Here is a 20,815-nt window from a genome sequence, read left to right on the forward strand (position 1 = left end):
GTCTAACCTGCCCAAAATAATAGTATTACGTCGGTATTCCATACCTTTGCTTTTTATAATTTACTGCTCTTTTAAGAGCTCATTGCACATGAAAATAGAAGATTTGATTAACGATATAGATGATAACGACCACTTATCATCAAACGAGCAAACACCATTGCGACCAGACGCATTTGAAAAAACCGATGCTGAGAAGATAGAAATTATCAAAAAAGACATGCACCATATTCTAGAAACTCTAGGAATGGACATGACTGATGATAGCTTGAAAGGAACACCTAACCGAGTGGCAAAAATGTTTGTGAAAGAGATTTTTGGCGGTTTAAGACCAGATGCTAAACCTACAGCGTCCACATTTGAAAACAAGTACAAGTATGGTGAAATGCTAGTGGAAAAGAACATCGTGCTCTACTCTACTTGTGAACATCATTTACTACCTATAGTAGGTCGCGCTCACGTGGCTTATATCTCAAACGGATCTGTAGTAGGACTTTCTAAAATGAATCGCATCGTGGATTATTATGCAAAACGTCCACAGGTTCAAGAACGTTTGAATATTCAAATCGTGCGTGAATTACAACAAGTCATGAATACTGAAGATGTTGCCTGTGTGATTGATGCAAAGCACTTGTGTGTGAACAGTCGCGGAATACGCGATATTGAAAGCAGCACGGTTACGGGAGAATTTGGCGGTGCGTTTAAAGACCCAGCCGTTCGTCGAGAATTTCTCGATTATATAAAAATGGAAACTAAGTTTTAAATTTAAGTGAATCATAGTAATACTGATCTCATGAAAACGATTGATGACGTGAGGCAGGAGATTTGTGGAGAGTCCGCTTTCGCGAAAGCAGAATTCTCATCAACATTTTAACCATTACCACTTTAAACCATCTATAAATCATGGTGCGATATCAAGATAACAAACTCGTGATGTACAACTCCATCACTGGAGAAAAAGAAGTTTTTAAACCTATAAACGAAGGTCTAGTAGGCATGTATGTGTGTGGCCCGACGGTTTATAGCAATGTACATTTAGGGAACTGTCGCACGTTCATATCCTTTGATATGATCTACCGTTATCTACAACACCTAGATTATAAAGTGCGCTACGTGCGTAATATTACTGACGCCGGTCACCTCACTGATGATGCTGACGAAGGCGAAGATAAAATATCAAAAAAAGCACGTGTTGAAAAACTAGAACCTATGGAAATCGTACAGCAATACACGCTGGATTTTCATAACGTGATGAAGCAATTCAACAGTTTACCACCTAATATTGAACCTACTGCGACAGGACATATCGTGGAACAAATTGAAATTATTAAAACAATTATAGATAACGGTTATGCTTATGAGCGTAATGGTTCTATCTATTTTAATGTTATTAAATTTAATGAGGATCATGAGTATGGTAAGTTGAGCGGTCGCAAGCTTGAAGACATGATTGCAAACACTCGTGCCCTTGATGCGCAGAGTGAAAAGGATAATCCTCAGGATTTTGCCTTGTGGAAAAAAGCAAGTCCAGCACATATTATGAGATGGCCTAGTCCATGGGGCGATGGTTTCCCTGGCTGGCATCTTGAATGTACAGTAATGAGTTCTAAATACTTAGGAGAAACATTTGACATACATGGCGGCGGCATGGATTTAAAATTCCCGCATCATGAGTGTGAAATCGCTCAAGGTGAAGCTGCTCATGGTCATAATCCTGTGAATTACTGGTTACATACTAACATGCTTACTTTAAATGGTAAGAAAATGTCTAAATCTACGGGCAATTCTATTTTGCCTCAAGAGCTTTTTACTGGTGATAACGACTTCATGGAAAAAGCGTTTTCACCTAGTGTGGTGCGTTTCTTTATGATGCAGGCGCATTATAGAAGTATATTAGACTTTAGCAATGACGCTATCGCTGCAGCCGAGAAAGGATTTAATCGTCTTACTGAGGCTATGAAATCTATTAAAGACTTAACGGCAAGCAAGGAAAGCACAATTGATGTTTCTTCATGGATCGATCGCTGTTATGCTGCGATGAATGATGACTTTAATTCACCTATTCTTATTGCCGAGCTTTTTGAAGGCGCAAAGTTGATTCATGCGGTTAAAGAAGGAAAGCAAAAAGCTACTGCTCAAGATATTGAATTAATTGAAGCTACTTTTAAGTCGTTCTTTTATGATGTTTTAGGACTAGAAACTGGTAATGCTACTGGCTCTACAGATTCTAAACACCTGGATGGTGCGATGCAATTGATTATAGATTTAAGAACTCAGGCACGCGCAAATAAAGATTGGGCGACTAGCGACCAGATTAGAGATCAATTAGTGGCAGCAGGAATCCAGTTAAAAGATGGTGCTGATGGCACTACTTACACGACTAAATAATTATGAAGTATTCGCTACTGGCTTATCCGTTACTATGGATCGTGAGGTTTTATCAAGTTGCGATATCACCTTTCACGCCAGCGAGTTGCCGGTACTCACCTACTTGTTCTCACTATACGGTAGATGCTTTAAAAAAGCACGGCGCCTTTAAAGGTGGCTGGCTAGCGCTTAAAAGAATATTTAGTTGTCATCCATGGGGCGGCAGTGGTTATGATCCGGTACCGTAATTACCTATTATCTTTTCACTACGTGAAAATTTGATTTCCAATTACCAAAAATTAGAAATTAGTTATTAGCTCCTTCCCTCGAGGGAAGGCTGGGATGGGTGTTTTACGTAAGATGTTTTAATCACATATCTCAAATTACCTATTATCTTTTCACTGCGTGAAAATTTGATTTCCAATTACTGATTATTTAAAACTTTTTTAGGTAAACAATTCCAAATCGTTTTAAAGAACTGAGTCTAGGCTTTTTGTTGGGTTTAAGGTTTAAGGTTTAAGGTTTAAGGTTTAAGGTTTAAGGTTTAAGCGAAAAAACAAAATCTAAACTAAAGTCAAATCAAGTTTAAGTTTAAGTTTAAGTTTAAAGATTGTAATGATTTAATAATTAAAGCTAATAACTGATTTTACAATTAAGACATCACAGTTCGCACAAGCTTTTAGAAAATCCTTAATTTAGCCGTTCAATTAAAGTATATGTTTTCATTAAAGGTTATCTGGAATCCGTTAGAAGGAATAGATCTAGGTTTTTTTACCATTCATTTTTATAGTTTATCCTATGTGATTGCTTTTGTACTGGGATGGTACATTATTAAACCTATCTTTAAACGTGATGGTGTAGGAATGGACAAATTGGATCCTTTATTTATGTACACGGTTATAGGATGTCTCGCTGGTGCACGTATCGGTCATTATCTTTTTTATGAAACTGAGGTTCTTTTCTCTGATCCGTTGCATGTTTTATTACCGTTTAAATTAGATCCATTTGAATGGACTGGATTTGCTGGAATGGCAAGTCATGGTGCTGCGCTAGGAATTATTATAGCCATGTTTTTCTACAGTAGAAAACATTTGAAAAAACACATGTTCTGGATTCTCGATCGCATAGTGGTTCCTACTGCCATAGGTGGAACATTTGTGAGATTAGGAAACCTTTTTAATAGTGAGATTAACGGTAAGGAAAGTGGTGACTTTTGGGCAGGATTCAAATTTGTGCGTGACACCTCAGATCCTCACGTAGCTGCAGCACTTCAAAAAACAGGACTTACTAATACAGATAAAGCAATTGAATCTCTAGTAAGTAATCCTCAGCTCGCAGATGCTCTAGAGGCGATTCCTTATAAACATCCTGCACAATTATATGAAGCAATATGTTATGTAGGTGTTTTTGTGATTCTTTATCTAGTGTATTGGAAAACTGAGAAACGTCATAAATTAGGTTACATCCTAGGTCTATTCTTTGTGCTACTATTCACAGTACGTTTCTTCATAGAGATCATAAAAGAAAAACAAACCGCTACTGATGCCTTTGTGTTGTTTGGTACTAATTTTAATACAGGTCAATTGTTGAGTATTCCATTTATACTTATAGGTTTGTTCTTAATGTTTAGTCCTGAAGGTTTATTTAAAAATCCTAAAACCGATGCGTAATTCTATTTTCTCAATTATCGTTCTAGCCGTTATACTATCAGGCTGTCGTCATGAAAAGGCAAACGTGTTAAGCACTGCCGATGTTACTTTCACAAAGGAAGCTACAGGATATTTAATTAAAAAAACTACCAAGGACACGATTCAATTGCTGGATCTAGAAATAGCAGATACAGAATATGACGTACAAACCGGACTCATGTATCGCACGAGCATGAAAAATAATCAAGCGATGCTATTTGTTTTTGAAGCAGAGCAAGAGCTTGCTTTTTACATGAAAAACACTCAAATCCCGCTAGATATCATTTATTTAAATGCTGATGGCGCTATTGTAAGCTTTGTAGAAAATGCCAAGCCTATGGATGAGACACTACTTCCTAGTGAAGCTCCTGCGCAATACACCTTAGAAATAAATGCTGGCCTTGCTGAGAAATGGGGACTGGATCTGGGTGATGTATTGGTTTGGGAATAGGATAATACTGTCATGCTGAACCTGTTTCAGCATATCATTTTGCAGCGACGTGGGATAATCGAGGTTAACAGGCTATAGCTTTTCATCACCGGCAGATTCTGAACTAAATTCAGAATGACAGGTAAAAATAGTATGCTTGATCGAGACCTACTTATAAAAACATTCGCGTTTAGTTCTCGACTCCGCTCGAACAGACAAAGATCGAGTCAACATTTACTTGCTCATAGCAACAAAATCTATAAATTCGTCATCCATACAGTAACCTAAAGGTCCTTTAACAACATCACCTTTCTTAAGAATGTAATAAGCTGGTTGGTAATTAGTTTTGAAATTTTCCTTTTGAAATTCTAAATTTCGAGGCCCTTTTAGTTTGTCGTCAATATTCAATTTGACAATTATATAATCATCCAAAGCATCTTGAAAATTTGGATGATGAATTTTACTATTTACTGAATTTGTTGGATTAGATAAATTATCAAATATGACCAATAGATTCTTATCATTCTCTATAGCATGTTTTTCTCCTTCTAAAAAGTCATCAAATACACTTTGCCTTTTCTCATTGTTAGAACAGCAAACAATGCAAGATATCAGTATAAAGTAAAATAGTCTCATAACTCTAATCTACAAAAAAAAGAGCTTCTCAATTGAGAAGCTCTTTTTAAATATTTATGAATTTATGTTACGCTTTCGCGAAAGCTGCCTACCTACAGGCAGAGCATCAATTACAACATTCTTAGTAATTGATATAAACCCAACTTGCAACGTCTTTAGTCTGTGCGTCGTTGTACTTCAATACATAGAAGTAAGTTCCTACTGGTAGTAATCCATCACCTGCCATTGCTCCTGTGTTAGGGATTCCTGCAAACTCCTCATAGTTAGAAGCTGTAGTCTCGTAGATTTTGCTTCCGTTTCTATTAAAAATGATTAATTCAAAATTAGGGAATTGCTCAATGTTAGGCATAGAGAACGTATCGTTAACACCATCACCGTTAGGCGAGAATCCTTCTGGGATAACCACTTCACAAACCTCAACAGTTACTGAGAATGAAGAGTAGTCAAAACATCCTGTAGCATTATCTGTAATACGAGCATAAATCGTTTGCTGATCTGATGATGCGTAAGGTGAGCTCAATGCACTTGAACCACTTATTGCACTTGCTTCATCATTATGGTATGTTACTGTGTATGCTGCTGCACTCTGACCTGCTAATACTTGTACGTCATAATCTGTAAGCACTAGATCTAACTCATTTGTGATAGGATTAGTAGCACAGTCAGAAACGTTTGTAACATTCCCGATTGCTGGTGCGCTTAATACTTCAATATCAAACTGACCTGTCTCGAAACAGTCTTCGTCTTGTGCATTTGATACACGTACAAATATCGTTTCAGGATTAGATACGTTATCATAAGCTCCAGGAGTTAAAATTGCATTCATGTTACTATCAGCATCTGCTTGAGAGTTGAAGAACGCTACGTTAAATTCTGAAGGAGATTGTGCTCCTAAGATTCCTGTTATTTGAGATGTTAAGTTAAATGTCTCAACACCATCTGCAGATAAGTCATCACAAAGTTCGATTGTTGGAACATTGTTGAAATTTACTGCCTGGAAAGTTACATCCACTTGCTCCGTTTTAAAACATCCATTCACATTATCAAATACTCTTGCCCATACTGTTGTACTTCCAGTTACTGAGAATACATCAGGAGTTAGAATAGGATTCATGTCTGCTTGAGCGTCTGCATCAGTGTTGAAATAAGTAACATCATAATCTGCTGCGACAAGACCATTTCTTATTTCGTCATCTTTAGAAGTTAAATCAACTGTTACTGCTGTTGCTGTTTGACATACGATAATATCTGCTGGCTCTACACTTGTAATTTCTGGAGCTACGTCTATACATACTGTTTCAATGTAAAGACATCCAAAACTATCTGTAAATTCAAAATCATAACAATTCTGACCAGCCGTAGTAGGTGTTACCGTGATATCAGAACCATTAGTTGCTGTGATGTCCGCATTTGCAGCCCAAACTTCAGTTACTTCACCTGGCTCATAACGCTCAGCAGCAGGTACAATTGCAGGGTTAAAATTAAGTCCCCATTCAAAAATGTACCCATTATCACTACTAAGATTATCTACAACTCTTAAACACCATAATCCATTTAAAGGAGTTCCTATGAAGTTTGAGAATGGATCTAACGGGCGATAGTCAGCTGATGGCAATGTTGCAACACCAGCTGTAGCTTGAACCATAGTTTGTGTTGCCGATCCACCTTCAGTGATTGTATAAAGGAAACCAGTTCCTGGATTTAAATTTGTATCAATATCAATAGGAATTCCTAAGAATGTATTTCCTCCTCCATTTCCAAAAGTGATAATCTTAATAGCAGATCCATCTGGTGCAGTTAATGTAATATCTAAATCTCCAAAATAAGAGTGTTCCATATTGATGAACACGCTTACTAAGTCTGAAGCATTTTGAAATGTTGTTCCTGGAGCAAATCCTTGAACGTCCACACAAGTTTCATAAAAAGTGGTTCCGTTATCATCTGGAAGGAATGTTTGACCTGTAATAGGTGGAGCTACGTCAGCAACAAATTCAACAGTCTCTGCTACTCCAGTGATGGTTGTAGATTCTCCAAAACAAATTGAAGTATCTGCAGGAAGAGTTCCTGTAAAGTCAGGAGTCGTGGAAACAAAAATGATAACATCTTCTAAAACTCTATCTCTACATCCTGTTGGGTCTGTAGTGATATAATCTACTCTATAAATACCTGGATTCATAAATGACCTAGTAGCAGTTGTTCCTGCCACAGGATTCATAGGATCTTCAGAAAAAACCCATTCGCTTGTTGCACCAGTTCCATCAACACTATATGTTGTAGTTCCAGAGAAACTAATTGATTCGTTTTGACAAACTCTTAGTATTCCATCATTATCTGGAGCTGGCACTGTTGTAACCGCGTTTGATATAGTCTGGCAATTATCGATACAAGCCAAAGTAGCTTGCCATCCTGGACCTGTACTTGTAGCGTTTGAAATAAATCTAAATGTCAAACAACCTGAGGTGTTTGCAGCAGTAGCAGTAACAAGAGCTGGAGTTATTGCTGAGTTAAAAACCCCTATAGGTGATCCAGTTGCGGTATCTCCATCATAAGCTAATAAAATATCACCTGTTCCTACATTCCATAATGTAAAATTCACTGACATATCATCAGTAGCAAATGGTGAACAAAAAGTAATAGTTGAATTTTCTCCATTCATATAGTCACCAGCTAATCCACCTGAATCGGTAAAATCACCGCTACAAGTAACAAAGCTACCATCAGTCATAGCAAATTCTTGAGCTGTTACTATAGTGGCTGTAAATAACAGGCTTAAGGTTAATAGTAAAAGTTTTTTCATGGGTATGAATTTAAATTCAGTTAGTGTTAGATTTATTTAAACTTGCGCCTAAAGTAATGCAAAATAATAAATTACTATCACTCACTAACATATCTATTTAAAATCTATTCACCTATTATTAAGATAAAACAGCATTTTAGATAAAGGGTAGCAAACCGACTTTAAACGACATAAAAAAAACCGCTTTGAATTGAATCAAAGCGGTTCTTAAATAAGGGAAATGGATACTATAATTCCTCTTTTGCCGGTTTAGGCTCTTTAGGTAATAATTTTCCTTTTGATTTTTCCATTGTATCATACATAACTGGCGTTGCGATAAATACAGATGAATATGTACCTACGATAACACCAATAATCAGTGCAAGCATAAATCCTTGAATAGACTCACCACCGAAAGTGAAAATCGCAAGCAATACAATTAATGTAGTTAACGATGTATTCAACGTTCTAGAAATCGTGCTGCTAATTGCCGCATTTACCGTGCGAGCAAATTCCCAGTTAGTTCTCTCATTAATAAATTCACGAATTCTATCAAACACAACCACCGTATCATTCAGTGAGTAACCGATTACAGTTAGAATCGCTGCAATAAACGCTTGATCTATTTCCATGTTAAATGGTAACAAGTCATAAGTTAAAGAGAATACTCCAAGTACGATTAGTACGTCATGGAATACTGCTACTACAGCTCCTAAAGAGAACTGCCACTTGCGGAAACGGATTAAGATATAAAGGAATACCACGATAAGTGATCCAAAAATCGCATATAATGATCCAATTAAGATATCATCTGCGATAGTAGGTCCTACTTCAAAGTTAGACATTATACCTGCATTCTTATCTTCTTTACTTACATCGGCAAATGCAGCCATATCCATACCTTCTGGTAAGTAAGGCTTCAAGCTATTAAACAACTTACTTTCAACTTCTTCAGTAACATCGGCATTAGTTACGTCACCACCTACTTTATTAATACCGTATTTTGTACTAATCTTTAACTGGTTGTCAGCACCATAAGTTTTTGCCTCAGCACTACCAAATACATCCTCAGCAGATAATATTTTAGTCACCTCAGTTGCATTTACTGGTTGTTCAAAACGAACTGTATAAGTACGTCCACCAGAGAAGTCAATACCAAAATTCAAACTCTTTGTGAATAATGAGATGGCACTGATTACAACAAACGCAAGTGAAATCATGTAAGCTACTTTTCTCTTTTTCAAGAAATCAATATTTACATTTCTAAACCAGTTCTTAGTAAGTGGTGTAGAGAATGCAAGTGACTTACCATTCTTACCATATCCATCAATAAATAATCTAGTGATAAAAATTGCAGTAAATAAAGAAGTTGCAATACCTATCATTAAAGTAGTTGCAAATCCTTGAATAGGTCCAGTTCCAAATATGAAAAGAATTAAAGCTGTTAAGAACGTCGTTACGTTTGCATCAAGAATAGAACTCAAAGCATTATTGAAACCATCCTTAATACTATCTACCTGAGATTTACCTTTTGCAAGTTCTTCCCTGATTCTTTCAAAGATCAGAACGTTTGCATCTACAGATATACCGATCGTTAATACAATCCCGGCAATTCCAGGTAACGTTAATACCGCTTTAAGAGATGCTAGAGCACCAAAAATAAACAAGATGTTAACTACAAGAGCAATATCTGCATAAAGACCAGCTCTTCCATAATAGAAAATCATCCAAACTAGAACTAACAATAATGCGATTCCAAATGACCACAAACCACTATTAATAGCCTCCTGACCTAAAGATGGTCCTACTACAGCTTTCTGGATAATCTCAGCACCTGCAGGTAATTTACCAGCACGTAATACGTTAGCAAGATCTTCTGCCTCTGCAACAGTAAAGTCACCAGAAATCTGACTGTTTCCTCCTGAAATCGGTCCAGTTGTAATACCTGGCGCGCTATATACAGTATTATCTAATACTACCGCGATTTGAGTATTATTTTGGTAAGCCTCAGTAGTCATGTCTTCCCAAGTTTTTGACCCTTCAGAATTCATAGCCATACTTACTACTACTCTACCACTCATTTCAAAATCCTGACGAGCATCAGTAATTACAGCTCCACCTAATGGTGCTTCACCTTCACGGTTAGAGCGTATTGCATATAAGTCTGTAATTGAATATCCTAGCTCTGCATTAAGAACAGGTACGCCCCAAGCAAATTTCACATTACGTAGTTCTGCAGGTAATAGAGAACGTACTTGCGCATCATTTAAATAATCTAAAATGATTTGCTTATCAGCATCTTTAAAAGTTGCGATTACTGGACCAGTTCCATTTCCTGGAGCCAGCATTCTTGAAAGGATTGGGTTCTGATCATAATTGATTTCATCATCATCACCTTCAGCATCTGCAACAGAATCATTTGCAAGGATATCTCCTACAGCATCAACAGCTTCATCAGCCGCTTCTTGAACGTCATCAGCAATTGCTTCGGTTGTTTCTTCATCATCAGTTGTTTCAGTTGCTTCAGTTTCTTGAGTGTTTTCAGCTAATTTTTCAGCCCAATAAGAATCTGCTTGAATCACATATTGTGACACCTCAGATGCTTTAAACACATGCCAAAACTCTAACTCAGCCATTCCAGTAAGTAGTTCTTCAACACGCTTGATATCTTTTGCACCAGGCAATTCAATTAATATACGTCCAGAATCTCCTAATTGTTGAATGTTAGGTTGAGTTACACCAAATTGGTCAATACGTTTTCTCAATACTTCAAACGCACTCAACATGTATTCTTTAAGTTTCACTCTTAAAACAGGCTCAATTTCAGCATTAGACATATTAAAGTCTATTACTCCATCCATTTCTTGGTTAGAATAAATATCTGGAGAACCTAATTTTGCTCCATCGATAGCATTGAACTCTTCGATAAAGTAATCGAAGTAATCTTTCTGACCATCTTTAATTCTCTCATCGGCACGCTCAAGTGCCGTACGGAAATCAGGATCCTTTGAACCATCTGCCATACCTATTAATAGGTCTTTTACAGATACTTGAAGAATCACGTTAATTCCACCTTTAAGGTCAAGTCCTTTTTGAAGTTCTTGTTCCTTTGCACTTGCATAAGTGGTGTATCCCCAAACATCTTTGGAAGAAATGGAGTCTAAATAAGATTTTGCGGCATTTTCTCTTAATGTCGCGGCATTTGGGTCGTCTGCATTTACAATTGTATTTGCATAAGCATCTGCATCGCTTTCTACTTTATTAGTAATAAAAGTATAAGACAACTGATAAATACTTACCAGTGCAAAAACGATTGCAAAAACTCTGACTAGTCCTTTATTTTGCATAATTATTGATTTTTATTAAAATTTTTCAATCCGGCAAATATATAATGAGCCACAGGATTGTATGTTGTTTTTTTGATATAATAAATGAAGTTTTCAACTCATTATAAAAGTTGAAATTTAAAAGCTTTTAAAAAGCTCAAAACAAGAGAATAACTCTGTGTTTATTAGGAGTTAAAAGGTCCAGCTCTTACTGCTGGAATCACATAAGAACGGTCTGCGATTGTGAGACCTCGTGATTGATTAAAACACTTTAAGTTTTTTATGGATGATCCTTGTGGAATGATCACCATCGTCTTTGTAAAGAATGAGTAGCTTACTTGCGATCCACGATTGAAATCTTGTTTAATTTCAAAAAATAATGCTGCATCACTTCCTGCAAAACCACTGGTGTCTTGCTGTAAATCATGCACATCCATCTTATAAGTAGACCTATCTTCTTCAAATGGCGCATTATACGGCTGATGGTTTTCTAGAAAAGAATGAAACTCAGCAACATTGAGACGTTCCTTCAATCCAGCTACATTAAGCTCACTATGGTAACTAATTCTATAACTTCCACTTTCCTGAAGCGTTGCGTTTATATCAACTGCTCCTGCTTCTTGAAGTTGTTTCGTTAATAAAGTAATGGAATACTGAGCATCGGCCGCAGAGATAGAATCACTTGTGAAGTGCAGTACAATTTCCTGATTAGGCACGACTTCATCTTGCTGCTGAACAACAAAAATCGAAATCAAACTTAAAAAAGCAACGATGTACCACTTAAAATTCATGCGGCAAATATAATGAAGTTAATATTGTTCTTTAAAATTTTATAAAATACTGTTTTGTAGTCGTTTGAAGTAATTAATACGCTTTCGCGAAAGCGTAATACCACCACCATAATCCACAAAAAAAACCGCTCTTGCAATAAGAGCGGTTGTTACTATATAATAAGGTATGTAGAATTAGATCAATCCATTTGTTACTTTCACACCTTCGGCACTTTCTTGAAGTTTTGCTTTTTCAGCATCGTTCAAATTAATTTCTACAATTCTTTCAATACCGTTGCGACCTAACACAACTGGCACACCTATACAAAGGTCAGAAAGTCCATACTCACCATCCAGCATTACACTACATGGGAAGATTTTTTTCTGGTCACAAGCGATTGCTTGAACAAGTCCAGATACTGCTGCACCTGGCGCATACCATGCACTCGTTCCTAGTAATTTAGTAAGTGTTGCTCCACCTACTTTAGTGTCTTCAAGAACTTGAGTTAAACGCTCATCACTGATAAATTCACTAACCGGCACAGAGTTACGAGTCGCAAGACGCGTTAATGGCACCATTCCTTTATCACTATGACCACCTATTACCATTCCATCCACATCAGATATAGGAGCTTCAAGAGCCTCTGCAAGACGATACTTAAAACGTGCGCTATCTAATGCGCCACCCATTCCTATGATGCGGTGCTTAGGCAAACCAGTTACTTTATGCGTTAAGTAAGTCATCGTATCCATAGGGTTTGAAACCACGATAAGGATTACGTTAGGAGAATGCTCCACAAGACTTGTTGCTACTGACTTAACGATACCTGCATTAATCCCTATTAATTCTTCACGTGTCATTCCAGGTTTACGTGGAATTCCCGAAGTAATTACTGCGATATCACTACCAGCCGTTTTAGAATAATCGCTAGTAGAACCAGTGATTTTTGTGTCAAAACCATTTAAAGAAGCCGTTTGCATTAAATCCATGGCTTTACCTTCTGCAAATCCTTCTTTAATGTCTAATATGACTACCTCACTAGCAAAGTCTTTAATAGCGATATACTCTGCACAACTTGCGCCTACTGCGCCTGCTCCTACTACGGTTACTTTCATTATAATATTTTTTAAAATTGATTGATAAATTGTCTATCTATTAGAATACCAATAGATTGTAAAAATACAAAATGCACCGCATTTAACATAGTTACCACAGTTGAATTAAAGAATATATTAACATAAATTAAATTCTGAAAAATACACCTGCAGTTGCCGTACTGTATTCTCCAAATGTATAATCTGCATGGAGATTAAATGCTCCTAATGTTAATTTTGCTCCAGCTGTTCCTAAGATACCATTAACGTTTGTATTTACAGAAAATGGATCCTTAACTGATGCTGCAACAGGAAAAATCACTGTATTTGAAGTAAACGTGTACGTTCCTAATAAATCTGTTTGTGTAGTTCCTGCATTATAATTCACACCACAATAGAAATTTAAAACCTTGCGATCCGTACTGATAATCGCAGACATACTTAAACTACTTACCTGCGTTTCAATAGACTGATTTGAACCAGCCACGACTGCTCCATCTTCAAAATCATAAGATGCATTTAATTGTGTATATCCTGCGAGAAGTGAGATATTTAATGGGAATCCATTATCATTAGTAGATAAAAATTTAGAAATTTCCCATTGAAGCCCTAAACCATATAAACTGGTCTCTGACTCACCAATGGTAGTTTTAGGAATTACTCGACCTTTCAATTCTAAGCCTGCTCCTATTCCTACTCCAACCTGTAGAAAGGCTGCTGGAACTAAATCTAATCCTTCACTTCCTAAACCATTAGGCAAATTAATAACGTCTTCTTGAAGTAAAAATCCTGATGTTGCTTCTCGACTCCTTATAATGAGTTGTTGATCCATCGTGTTTTCTCCTAAAGCTGTTGCGATTGCCCTAGGAGTTGTTCCACCATCACCAAAGGTCACCTCAATATTTGCAGGTGGATTTCCAGAATTATCATAACTCTCTTGAATAATCGCTTCGTACTCTGCAGGATCTAGAAAGAAAGACTTCTTTTCATCTGGTGCAAAAGTTCCTTGTGCTTTAAATTGAATCTTGAATTTTCCTGCTTCTAGAACTCGTGCATCATCATACCATCCAGTACTTAAGTTAAAGCTAAAAGCCTCAGCCGCAGGAGTCATGTATGAATTTGAGTATCTCTCACCAGCCTCTACACCAGCAGCAAGAATGTCTGAAAAACCATTTTGAGCTATTGAAAAATGAGCTACAAAAAGGATTACTAAAATTGAAATTGATTTCTTCATAATAAATAGGGATTAAAATATATTAACGCAATTTTCTATTATCTAGTTTTTAAAAAAGCAAAAAGCCCTTTAAAAAAAGGGCTTTTAAATAAATGTAACACCTTAATTAGGCATCAATGTTTGCATAAATAGCATTCTTCTCGATAAACTCTCTACGTGGCGGCACCTCATCACCCATTAACATGGAGAAGATACGATCTGCCTCAGGTAAACTATCGATAGTTACTTGACGTAACGTTCTGAACTCAGGATTCATGGTCGTGTCCCATAACTGGTCAGCATTCATTTCTCCGAGTCCTTTATAACGCTGGATATTCACACTACCACCAAAACTCTCTGCGATTTGGTCGCGTTCCTCATCATTCCATGCATATCGTTTTTTAGCTCCTTTCTTAACAAGGTATAATGGCGGCGTTGCAATGTATATGTAACCCATTTCAATCATCTCACGCATATAACGGAAGAAGAAAGTTAGTATTAAAGTTGCAATGTGAGAACCATCAATATCTGCATCACACATGATGACTACTTTGTGATATCTCAATTTCTCCAAGTTCAGTGCTTTAGAATCTTCTTCAGTTCCTATAGTAACACCGAGTGCTGTATAAATATTTCTAATTTCTTCGTTTTCAAAAACCTTGTGTGTCATGGCTTTTTCCACATTCAAGATCTTACCACGCAGTGGCATGATGGCTTGAAATTCACGATCACGACCTTGCTTAGCCGTTCCACCTGCAGAATCTCCCTCAACAAGGAACACTTCACATAAAGTAGGATCAGTCTCAGAACAGTCAGATAGTTTCCCTGGCAATCCTCCACCGCTCATCACGGTTTTACGTTGTACCATTTCACGAGCTTTACGAGCAGCGTGACGCGCTGTTGCAGCAAGAATTACTTTCTGAACAATAGTTTTGGCATCATTAGGATTTTCTTCTAGATAATCTTCAAGCATTTGAGAAACGGCTTGAGAAACCGCACTGGTTACATCGCGGTTACCTAGTTTAGTTTTAGTTTGTCCTTCAAATTGTGGTTCTTGAACTTTTACAGATATAATCGCTGTCAATCCTTCACGGAAATCATCTCCAGCAATATCAAATTTCAGTTTGTCTAGCAATCCTGACGCGTCTGCATATTTCTTAAGTGTAGAAGTTAATCCACGACGGAAACCAGCCAAGTGCGTTCCACCTTCATGTGTATTAATATTATTTACATAAGAGTGAAGATTCTCTGCATAACTATCGTTATAGATCATCGCTACTTCTACAGGAATCCCATTCTTCTCACCTTCCATAGAGATAACATCTGCAATGATAGGTTGACGTGTGTCGTCTAAGAAACGTATGAATTCTTTCAATCCTTCTTCAGACTGGAAAACTTCTGTTTTATCGTTTCCTTCTTCATCTTGCTGACGTTTATCTGTAAGAATGATTTTAATTCCTTTATTAAGGAAAGATAATTCTCTTAAACGATTTGCAAGTGTTTCATAATTATATTCAGTCGTTTGTGTAAAGATGCTGCGATCTGGAAGGAATGTTACATCAGTTCCTCTTTTATCTGTTTCTCCTACAGCTTTTACAGGATACATAGCTTTACCACGCTCATATTCCTGCTCCCATATTTTACCATCGCGATAAACTGTAGCTTTTAGATGGTCAGAAAGTGCGTTTACACAACTTACACCTACACCGTGCAGTCCACCAGATACTTTATAAGAGTCTTTATCAAACTTTCCACCTGCACCAATTTTAGTCATTACAACCTGTAATGCAGACACGCCTTCTTTCTTATGAATATCTACAGGAATACCACGACCATCATCAGTCACGGTAATACTGTTATCTTTATTAATAGCAACTGTAATATTATCACAGTGCCCAGCAAGCGCTTCATCAATAGAATTATCTACAACCTCATATACTAAGTGGTGTAATCCACGCACTCCTACATCACCGATATACATCGATGGACGCATGCGCACGTGTTCCATTCCTTCAAGTGCCTGAATCTGATCAGCGCCGTAATTTCCTTTATTTTCTTCGCTCATAATTTGAGTGTAAATTTTACTTTAATTCCGTAACAAACAAATATAAGGAACCATCAACGTTTATAGGCTTTTGAGCCTTGTTTAATGCCTTTAAGTTATTAACAAATTATTAATAGCAAAACTCAATTTATAGAAGCATTTTTATATCTTAGTAAGAACCAAATATTCACACATGAAATCAGTACTTTTTATAAGCGCATTATTCTTAAGTTTTTTCACAGTCCAAGCACAAGACTTCTCTTTTTCTAAAATAGATAAAAGTCCGCTGGACGTAGTGATTCATAGAAACAATGATAATCAAGCCATTGCTCGTGTCATTTATAGCAGACCTTCAAAAAGAGATCGAGACGTCTTTGGTGGACTTGTAAAGTATGGCGAAGTGTGGCGTACTGGGGCAAATGAAGCCACTGAGATCGATTTCTTTAAAGATGTCACCATTAATGGAACGCTTGTAAAAGCTGGCGCATATTCTATTTACACCATTCCTGGAGAAGATCAGTGGACCTTTATACTCAACTCACAGACTAATCAATGGGGCACCAACCACGATGCTTCTAAAGATATTTTAAAAGTAACGATGGACTCCATGCCGTCTCCTCAAACTATTGAAGATTTCTCCATTAGCTTTGTGGAACAACCTGATGGATTAATTTTATTTATGGGTTGGGATGACACTTTGGTAAACTTACCTATTCAGCTTACAGAGCTTTAAGGAATATTCAAGTATTTGTGAGTTTGTAGTGAGACGTGCCATTCTGGATTATTCATGACAAACTCCGTTATTAACGGAATCATTTTCTCACGTACAGACCATTCTGGTTGCAAATATAATCTACAAGTAGAGGATACTTTTTCTGCCTCCGCTTTCGCGAAAGCGAAATCATGCATATTATAGATAATAACCTTCAACTCGTGTGCTGCCGTATAAACTTCTGGGAGCGGCATTTTAACTTTTTTAGGAGATAGACAAATCCAATCCCAAGTTCCAGACAATGGATAAGCTCCACTGGTCTCGATATGAACTTGCATTCCTTTTTCTTTCAATCCAGCCGTTAATGGATTCATATTCCACGTAAGTGGTTCTCCACCGGTCACTACAATGGTCTTGCTATATTTTGCTGCATTCTCCACTATAGCCTGAACTGCCGTAGGTGGATGTTTCTCTGGATCCCAACTTTCTTTTACATCACACCAGTGACATCCTACATCACAACCACCTACTCTTATAAAGTAAGCCGCTTTCCCTGTATGACTGCCTTCTCCTTGAATGGTGTAAAACTCTTCCATTAAAGGAAGCATTTCACCTTTTTCAACCGCTTGAGAAATTGATTTTTCTAACATGCCGCAAAGGTACTTTTTAAAAATCAGATTCAAGAATACAGTCGTTATTAAAGACTGAAGGAATTAATTAACTTTACACAAAATTACACGTACATGTCTGATAAAGATTCTTTACACAAAATCATTACCGAAGGTTATAACCCAAAAGGTGACTCCATTATTATGGGAGCAGCCATGCTCAATGGTGAAACACTCACTGGTGCGCACGTTAAAATCCCGTTGAAGACCATGAATCGTCATGGACTTATTGCAGGAGCCACGGGAACTGGAAAGACTAAGACCTTACAGATTATCGCAGAGCAACTTTCACAAAAAGGAATTCCTTCCTTATTAATGGATATTAAAGGAGATTTATCTGGAATAGCTGCCGCGAGTGACGGACATCCTAAAATTGATGAACGACACGAGAAAATAGGACTGGAATACACAGCGCACAACTCGCCTGTGGAAATCATGACTATTTCTGACCAGAACGGAATAAGAATGCGTGCTACGGTAAGTGAATTTGGACCTGTTTTGCTTTCGCGAATTCTAGATGTGACTGAGACTCAGGCAGGAATTATCTCTGTGATTTTTAAATACTGTGATGATAACAAGTTGCCACTACTCGACCTAGAAGACCTTAAGAAGGTATTACAATATTCTACCGGAGCAGGAAAAGAAGAATTTCAAGCTGAGTATGGACGTATTTCTACATCTTCTACAGGAGCGATTTTAAGAAAAATAATCGAGCTGGAACAACAAGGAGCTGATCAGTTTTTTGGAGAGCGCAGCTTTGATGTAAAAGATTTAACTCGTAAAGACAAAAATGGTCATGGTTATGTTAACGTTATACGCCTTACAGATATTCAAGATCGCCCTAAATTATTCTCGACATTTATGTTGAGCTTACTTGCAGAGATCTACAGCACTTTCCCAGAACAAGGAGATGCAGACCAGCCAGAACTCATCATGTTTATAGATGAGGCTCATTTGATTTTTGATCAAGCTAGTGGTGCGTTGCTCGACCAAATAGAAAGTATTGTAAAACTGATACGCTCTAAAGGAATAGGCCTTTATTTTGTAACTCAAAACCCGACTGATATTCCAGAAGGTGTATTGAGTCAGCTAGGTTTAAAAATTCAGCATGCGTTAAGAGCTTTTACTGCAAAAGATCGTAAAGCCATAAAGCTTACCGCACAAAACTATCCAGAAACAGATTTCTATGACACTGCCGAAGTACTGACTTCTCTAGGAATAGGTGAAGCACTCATATCTGCTCTGGATGAAAAAGGAAGACCTAGTCCTCTAGCGGCAACATTATTACGTGCACCAGCCAGTAGAATGGATGTTCTTACAGACAGAGAATTAAGCGACCTCATCGCAGACTCAGAACTGACTGACAAGTATAATGAAGTCATTAACCGTGAAAGCGCTGAAGAAATACTTCAAGAAAAAATAGAAAAAGCAAACGAGGACGAAATAAAAGAAAAAGCAAAGGCCGAAAAAGCTAAAGCTTCAAGAAGTTCATCGAGCAGAAAAAGCACTCGACAAAATCCTATCGTTAAAGTATTAACTAGCGCTAGTTTTATAAGAGGTGTGATGGGAATTCTAGGAAAAGCTCTCAAGTAAAATTTATCATCTTTTTAATCGTTTGTTATCAGAACTAAAAGTAGTTTTGCAACTCTTAAAAACTAAATAATGAAAAAGACACTTTTATTACTTGCTCTAGTTATAGCAATTACTTCTTGTACAAAACCTCAGGATCCATTTGAATGGAATAAAGATCGTGTAGGTCACTTGACTAAAGAAATGATGGTATATCAACTAGACAGTTTATATGCAAATGATAGTCTTGTAAAGAATATTAAAGGAGACGAGTTCAGTAATGGACCGAGCCCTATTGAAGTTTATGAAAAAGGTGGTAAACATCTTTTAACACTTACTCCTCTAGAAGAAGACAGTACTTCTACCATAGAATATGTACGCGTAAGAGACAACAGATTCAAAACTCTAGAAGGTGTTACAATAGAAAGTGATTTCAAAACAATCAGTACTGCTTATAATGTTTCTAGTATAGATAACATGATTAAGGATGCCGTAGTGAGAGTTAATGATCATAATTTTTACTTTACAGTAGATAAAGAATTATTACCTGCTGAGATCCGTTTTGACATGACCGCAGCTATTGAAAAAACAATGATTCCTGATAGTGCAAAACCTAAGTACGTTTTTGTAAGCTGGTAAACCTATATCATGAAACGATTTTTACAAAAAGCCATACCTAAAATGTATGGCTTTTATTTTAACATCTTAAGTCTATTTTCTCAAGAGAAAGCAGGGAAACTTGCGCTCAAGGTTTTTAGTACGCCGCGTCGTGGGCGTATTTCAGAACATCAAATAGAGTTCTTAAATAGTGCTCGACAGCAACGCATAGCTTTTAAAGATGGACTTTTTATGCTCTATCATTGGAAAGGTGATGGACCTACGGTTTTATTAAATCATGGTTGGGAATCAAACGCATTTAGATGGAAATATCTTTTTGATGATTTAAAAGCGCTGGACTATAACATCATTGCTATAGATGGACCAGCTCATGGAAATACCAGTGGCACACTATTTACTGCGATTGAATATTCTAAACTTATTAAAGCTACAGTTGAGCTTTATGAACCAGAGGTTATTATTTCCCATAGTGTAGGTGCAATGGCAACGGTATATAATGAGTTCCATCATCCATCACCTAGCTTGAAAAAGCTAGTTCTTTTAGGTGGCCCCAATTCTCTCGAGGTAATCATGAAAGATTACCAGAAATTATTGAGCTTTAATAAAAAAGTATATACTGGTTTAGACAAAATGTTATTTAAGCGTTTTGGCTATCATGTGACAGAATTCAAAACAGAAAATTTTGCAGTTAACATCACGGCTCAAACTTTAATCTTACATGAGCAAAATGACAGAATAGTGCCCGTAAGCGCAGGAAGAGAAATTGCTGGAAAAATGCAAAACGTTACTTTTATAGAAACACAAACTGGTGGACACAGCCTGCATACTAAAGAAAACACGAATCATATCATTGAATTTTTAAAAAATGATAATTCGTAACCATTAAACGCTCGTGCGTTACTCAAT

At 37.0% G+C, this 20,815-nt stretch carries 17 protein-coding genes; 9 read left to right on the forward strand and 8 right to left on the reverse strand.

All coding sequences use genetic code 11. The annotated features are described in order from the left end of the window. Positions 1-88: 88 nt before the first annotated feature. The 5 genes from folE to ACSHWW_RS11505 all read left to right on the forward strand — a co-directional run bounded on the left by folE (position 89) and on the right by ACSHWW_RS11505 (position 4,503). Positions 89-760 (forward strand): GTP cyclohydrolase I FolE, encoded by a 672-nt coding sequence (gene folE, locus ACSHWW_RS11485; protein WP_435682604.1) that lies wholly within the window; start codon positions 89-91, stop codon positions 758-760. 140 nt (positions 761-900) lie between these two features. Continuing rightward, positions 901-2,385 (forward strand): cysteine--tRNA ligase, encoded by a 1,485-nt coding sequence (cysS, locus tag ACSHWW_RS11490; protein WP_435682605.1) that lies wholly within the window; start codon positions 901-903, stop codon positions 2,383-2,385. Positions 2,386-2,387: 2 nt separating this feature from the next. Beyond that, positions 2,388-2,612, forward strand: a complete 225-nt coding sequence (yidD, locus tag ACSHWW_RS11495; protein WP_435682606.1) for a membrane protein insertion efficiency factor YidD — start codon at positions 2,388-2,390, stop codon at positions 2,610-2,612. Positions 2,613-3,080: 468 nt separating this feature from the next. Next, positions 3,081-4,034, forward strand: coding sequence for a prolipoprotein diacylglyceryl transferase (lgt, locus tag ACSHWW_RS11500; protein WP_435682607.1), 954 nt, complete (start codon positions 3,081-3,083; stop codon positions 4,032-4,034). Further along, a complete protein-coding gene (locus ACSHWW_RS11505) occupies positions 4,027-4,503 on the forward strand; it encodes a DUF192 domain-containing protein (protein ID WP_435682608.1) in 477 nt (158 codons plus the stop codon). Before lgt ends, ACSHWW_RS11505 begins: the two co-directional genes overlap by 8 nt. A 213-nt stretch (positions 4,504-4,716) precedes the next feature. On the opposite strand, the gene ACSHWW_RS11510 is transcribed toward ACSHWW_RS11505, so the two are convergent. From ACSHWW_RS11510 to gyrB, 7 genes are all read right to left on the reverse strand, one after another. Beyond that, positions 4,717-5,118, reverse strand: a complete 402-nt coding sequence (locus tag ACSHWW_RS11510) for a hypothetical protein (protein WP_435682609.1) — start codon at positions 5,116-5,118, stop codon at positions 4,717-4,719. 121 nt (positions 5,119-5,239) lie between these two features. After that, positions 5,240-7,915 (reverse strand): gliding motility-associated C-terminal domain-containing protein, encoded by a 2,676-nt coding sequence (locus ACSHWW_RS11515; protein WP_435682610.1) that lies wholly within the window; start codon positions 7,913-7,915, stop codon positions 5,240-5,242. A gap of 227 nt (positions 7,916-8,142) precedes the next feature. Beyond that, positions 8,143-11,241, reverse strand: a complete 3,099-nt coding sequence (gene secDF / locus ACSHWW_RS11520) for a protein translocase subunit SecDF (RefSeq protein ID WP_435682611.1) — start codon at positions 11,239-11,241, stop codon at positions 8,143-8,145. A gap of 164 nt (positions 11,242-11,405) precedes the next feature. After that, positions 11,406-12,011, reverse strand: a complete 606-nt coding sequence (locus ACSHWW_RS11525; protein ID WP_435682612.1) for a hypothetical protein — start codon at positions 12,009-12,011, stop codon at positions 11,406-11,408. Between the two features lie 174 nt (positions 12,012-12,185). After that, positions 12,186-13,106, reverse strand: a complete 921-nt coding sequence (mdh, locus tag ACSHWW_RS11530; RefSeq protein WP_435682613.1) for a malate dehydrogenase — start codon at positions 13,104-13,106, stop codon at positions 12,186-12,188. A 127-nt stretch (positions 13,107-13,233) separates the two neighbouring features. Further along, entirely contained in the window at positions 13,234-14,319 is a 1,086-nt protein-coding gene (locus ACSHWW_RS11535) for a DUF6588 family protein (protein WP_435682614.1), read from the reverse strand. A 106-nt stretch (positions 14,320-14,425) separates the two neighbouring features. Then, positions 14,426-16,363 carry a DNA topoisomerase (ATP-hydrolyzing) subunit B gene (gene gyrB / locus ACSHWW_RS11540; protein WP_435682615.1) on the reverse strand — a complete coding sequence of 646 codons (1,938 nt, stop codon included), beginning with the start codon at positions 16,361-16,363 and terminating at the stop codon, positions 14,426-14,428. Positions 16,364-16,535: 172 nt separating this feature from the next. Between gyrB and ACSHWW_RS11545 the strand changes: the two genes are divergently transcribed. Then, positions 16,536-17,075: a DUF2911 domain-containing protein gene (locus ACSHWW_RS11545; RefSeq protein ID WP_435682616.1), complete on the forward strand. Its 540-nt coding sequence runs from the start codon at positions 16,536-16,538 to the stop codon at positions 17,073-17,075. Here the strand turns inward: ACSHWW_RS11545 and ACSHWW_RS11550 are convergent. Further along, on the reverse strand, positions 17,072-17,704 hold the full coding sequence (locus tag ACSHWW_RS11550; RefSeq protein WP_435682617.1) for a 7-carboxy-7-deazaguanine synthase QueE: 633 nt from the start codon (positions 17,702-17,704) through the stop codon (positions 17,072-17,074). The two genes, ACSHWW_RS11545 and ACSHWW_RS11550, sit on opposite strands and share 4 nt — an antisense overlap. A 93-nt stretch (positions 17,705-17,797) precedes the next feature. Between ACSHWW_RS11550 and ACSHWW_RS11555 the strand changes: the two genes are divergently transcribed. From ACSHWW_RS11555 to ACSHWW_RS11565, 3 genes are all read left to right on the forward strand, one after another. After that, positions 17,798-19,315, forward strand: coding sequence for a helicase HerA-like domain-containing protein (locus tag ACSHWW_RS11555; protein ID WP_435682618.1), 1,518 nt, complete (start codon positions 17,798-17,800; stop codon positions 19,313-19,315). Between the two features lie 69 nt (positions 19,316-19,384). After that, positions 19,385-19,930 (forward strand): hypothetical protein, encoded by a 546-nt coding sequence (locus ACSHWW_RS11560; RefSeq protein WP_435682619.1) that lies wholly within the window; start codon positions 19,385-19,387, stop codon positions 19,928-19,930. Positions 19,931-19,939: 9 nt separating this feature from the next. After that, entirely contained in the window at positions 19,940-20,788 is an 849-nt protein-coding gene (locus tag ACSHWW_RS11565; RefSeq protein ID WP_435682620.1) for an alpha/beta fold hydrolase, read from the forward strand. The last annotated feature ends 27 nt before the right edge of the window (positions 20,789-20,815 follow it).

It is taken from the genome of Nonlabens sp. (genome assembly GCF_051251825.1).
Lineage (GTDB): Bacteria > Bacteroidota > Bacteroidia > Flavobacteriales > Flavobacteriaceae > Nonlabens.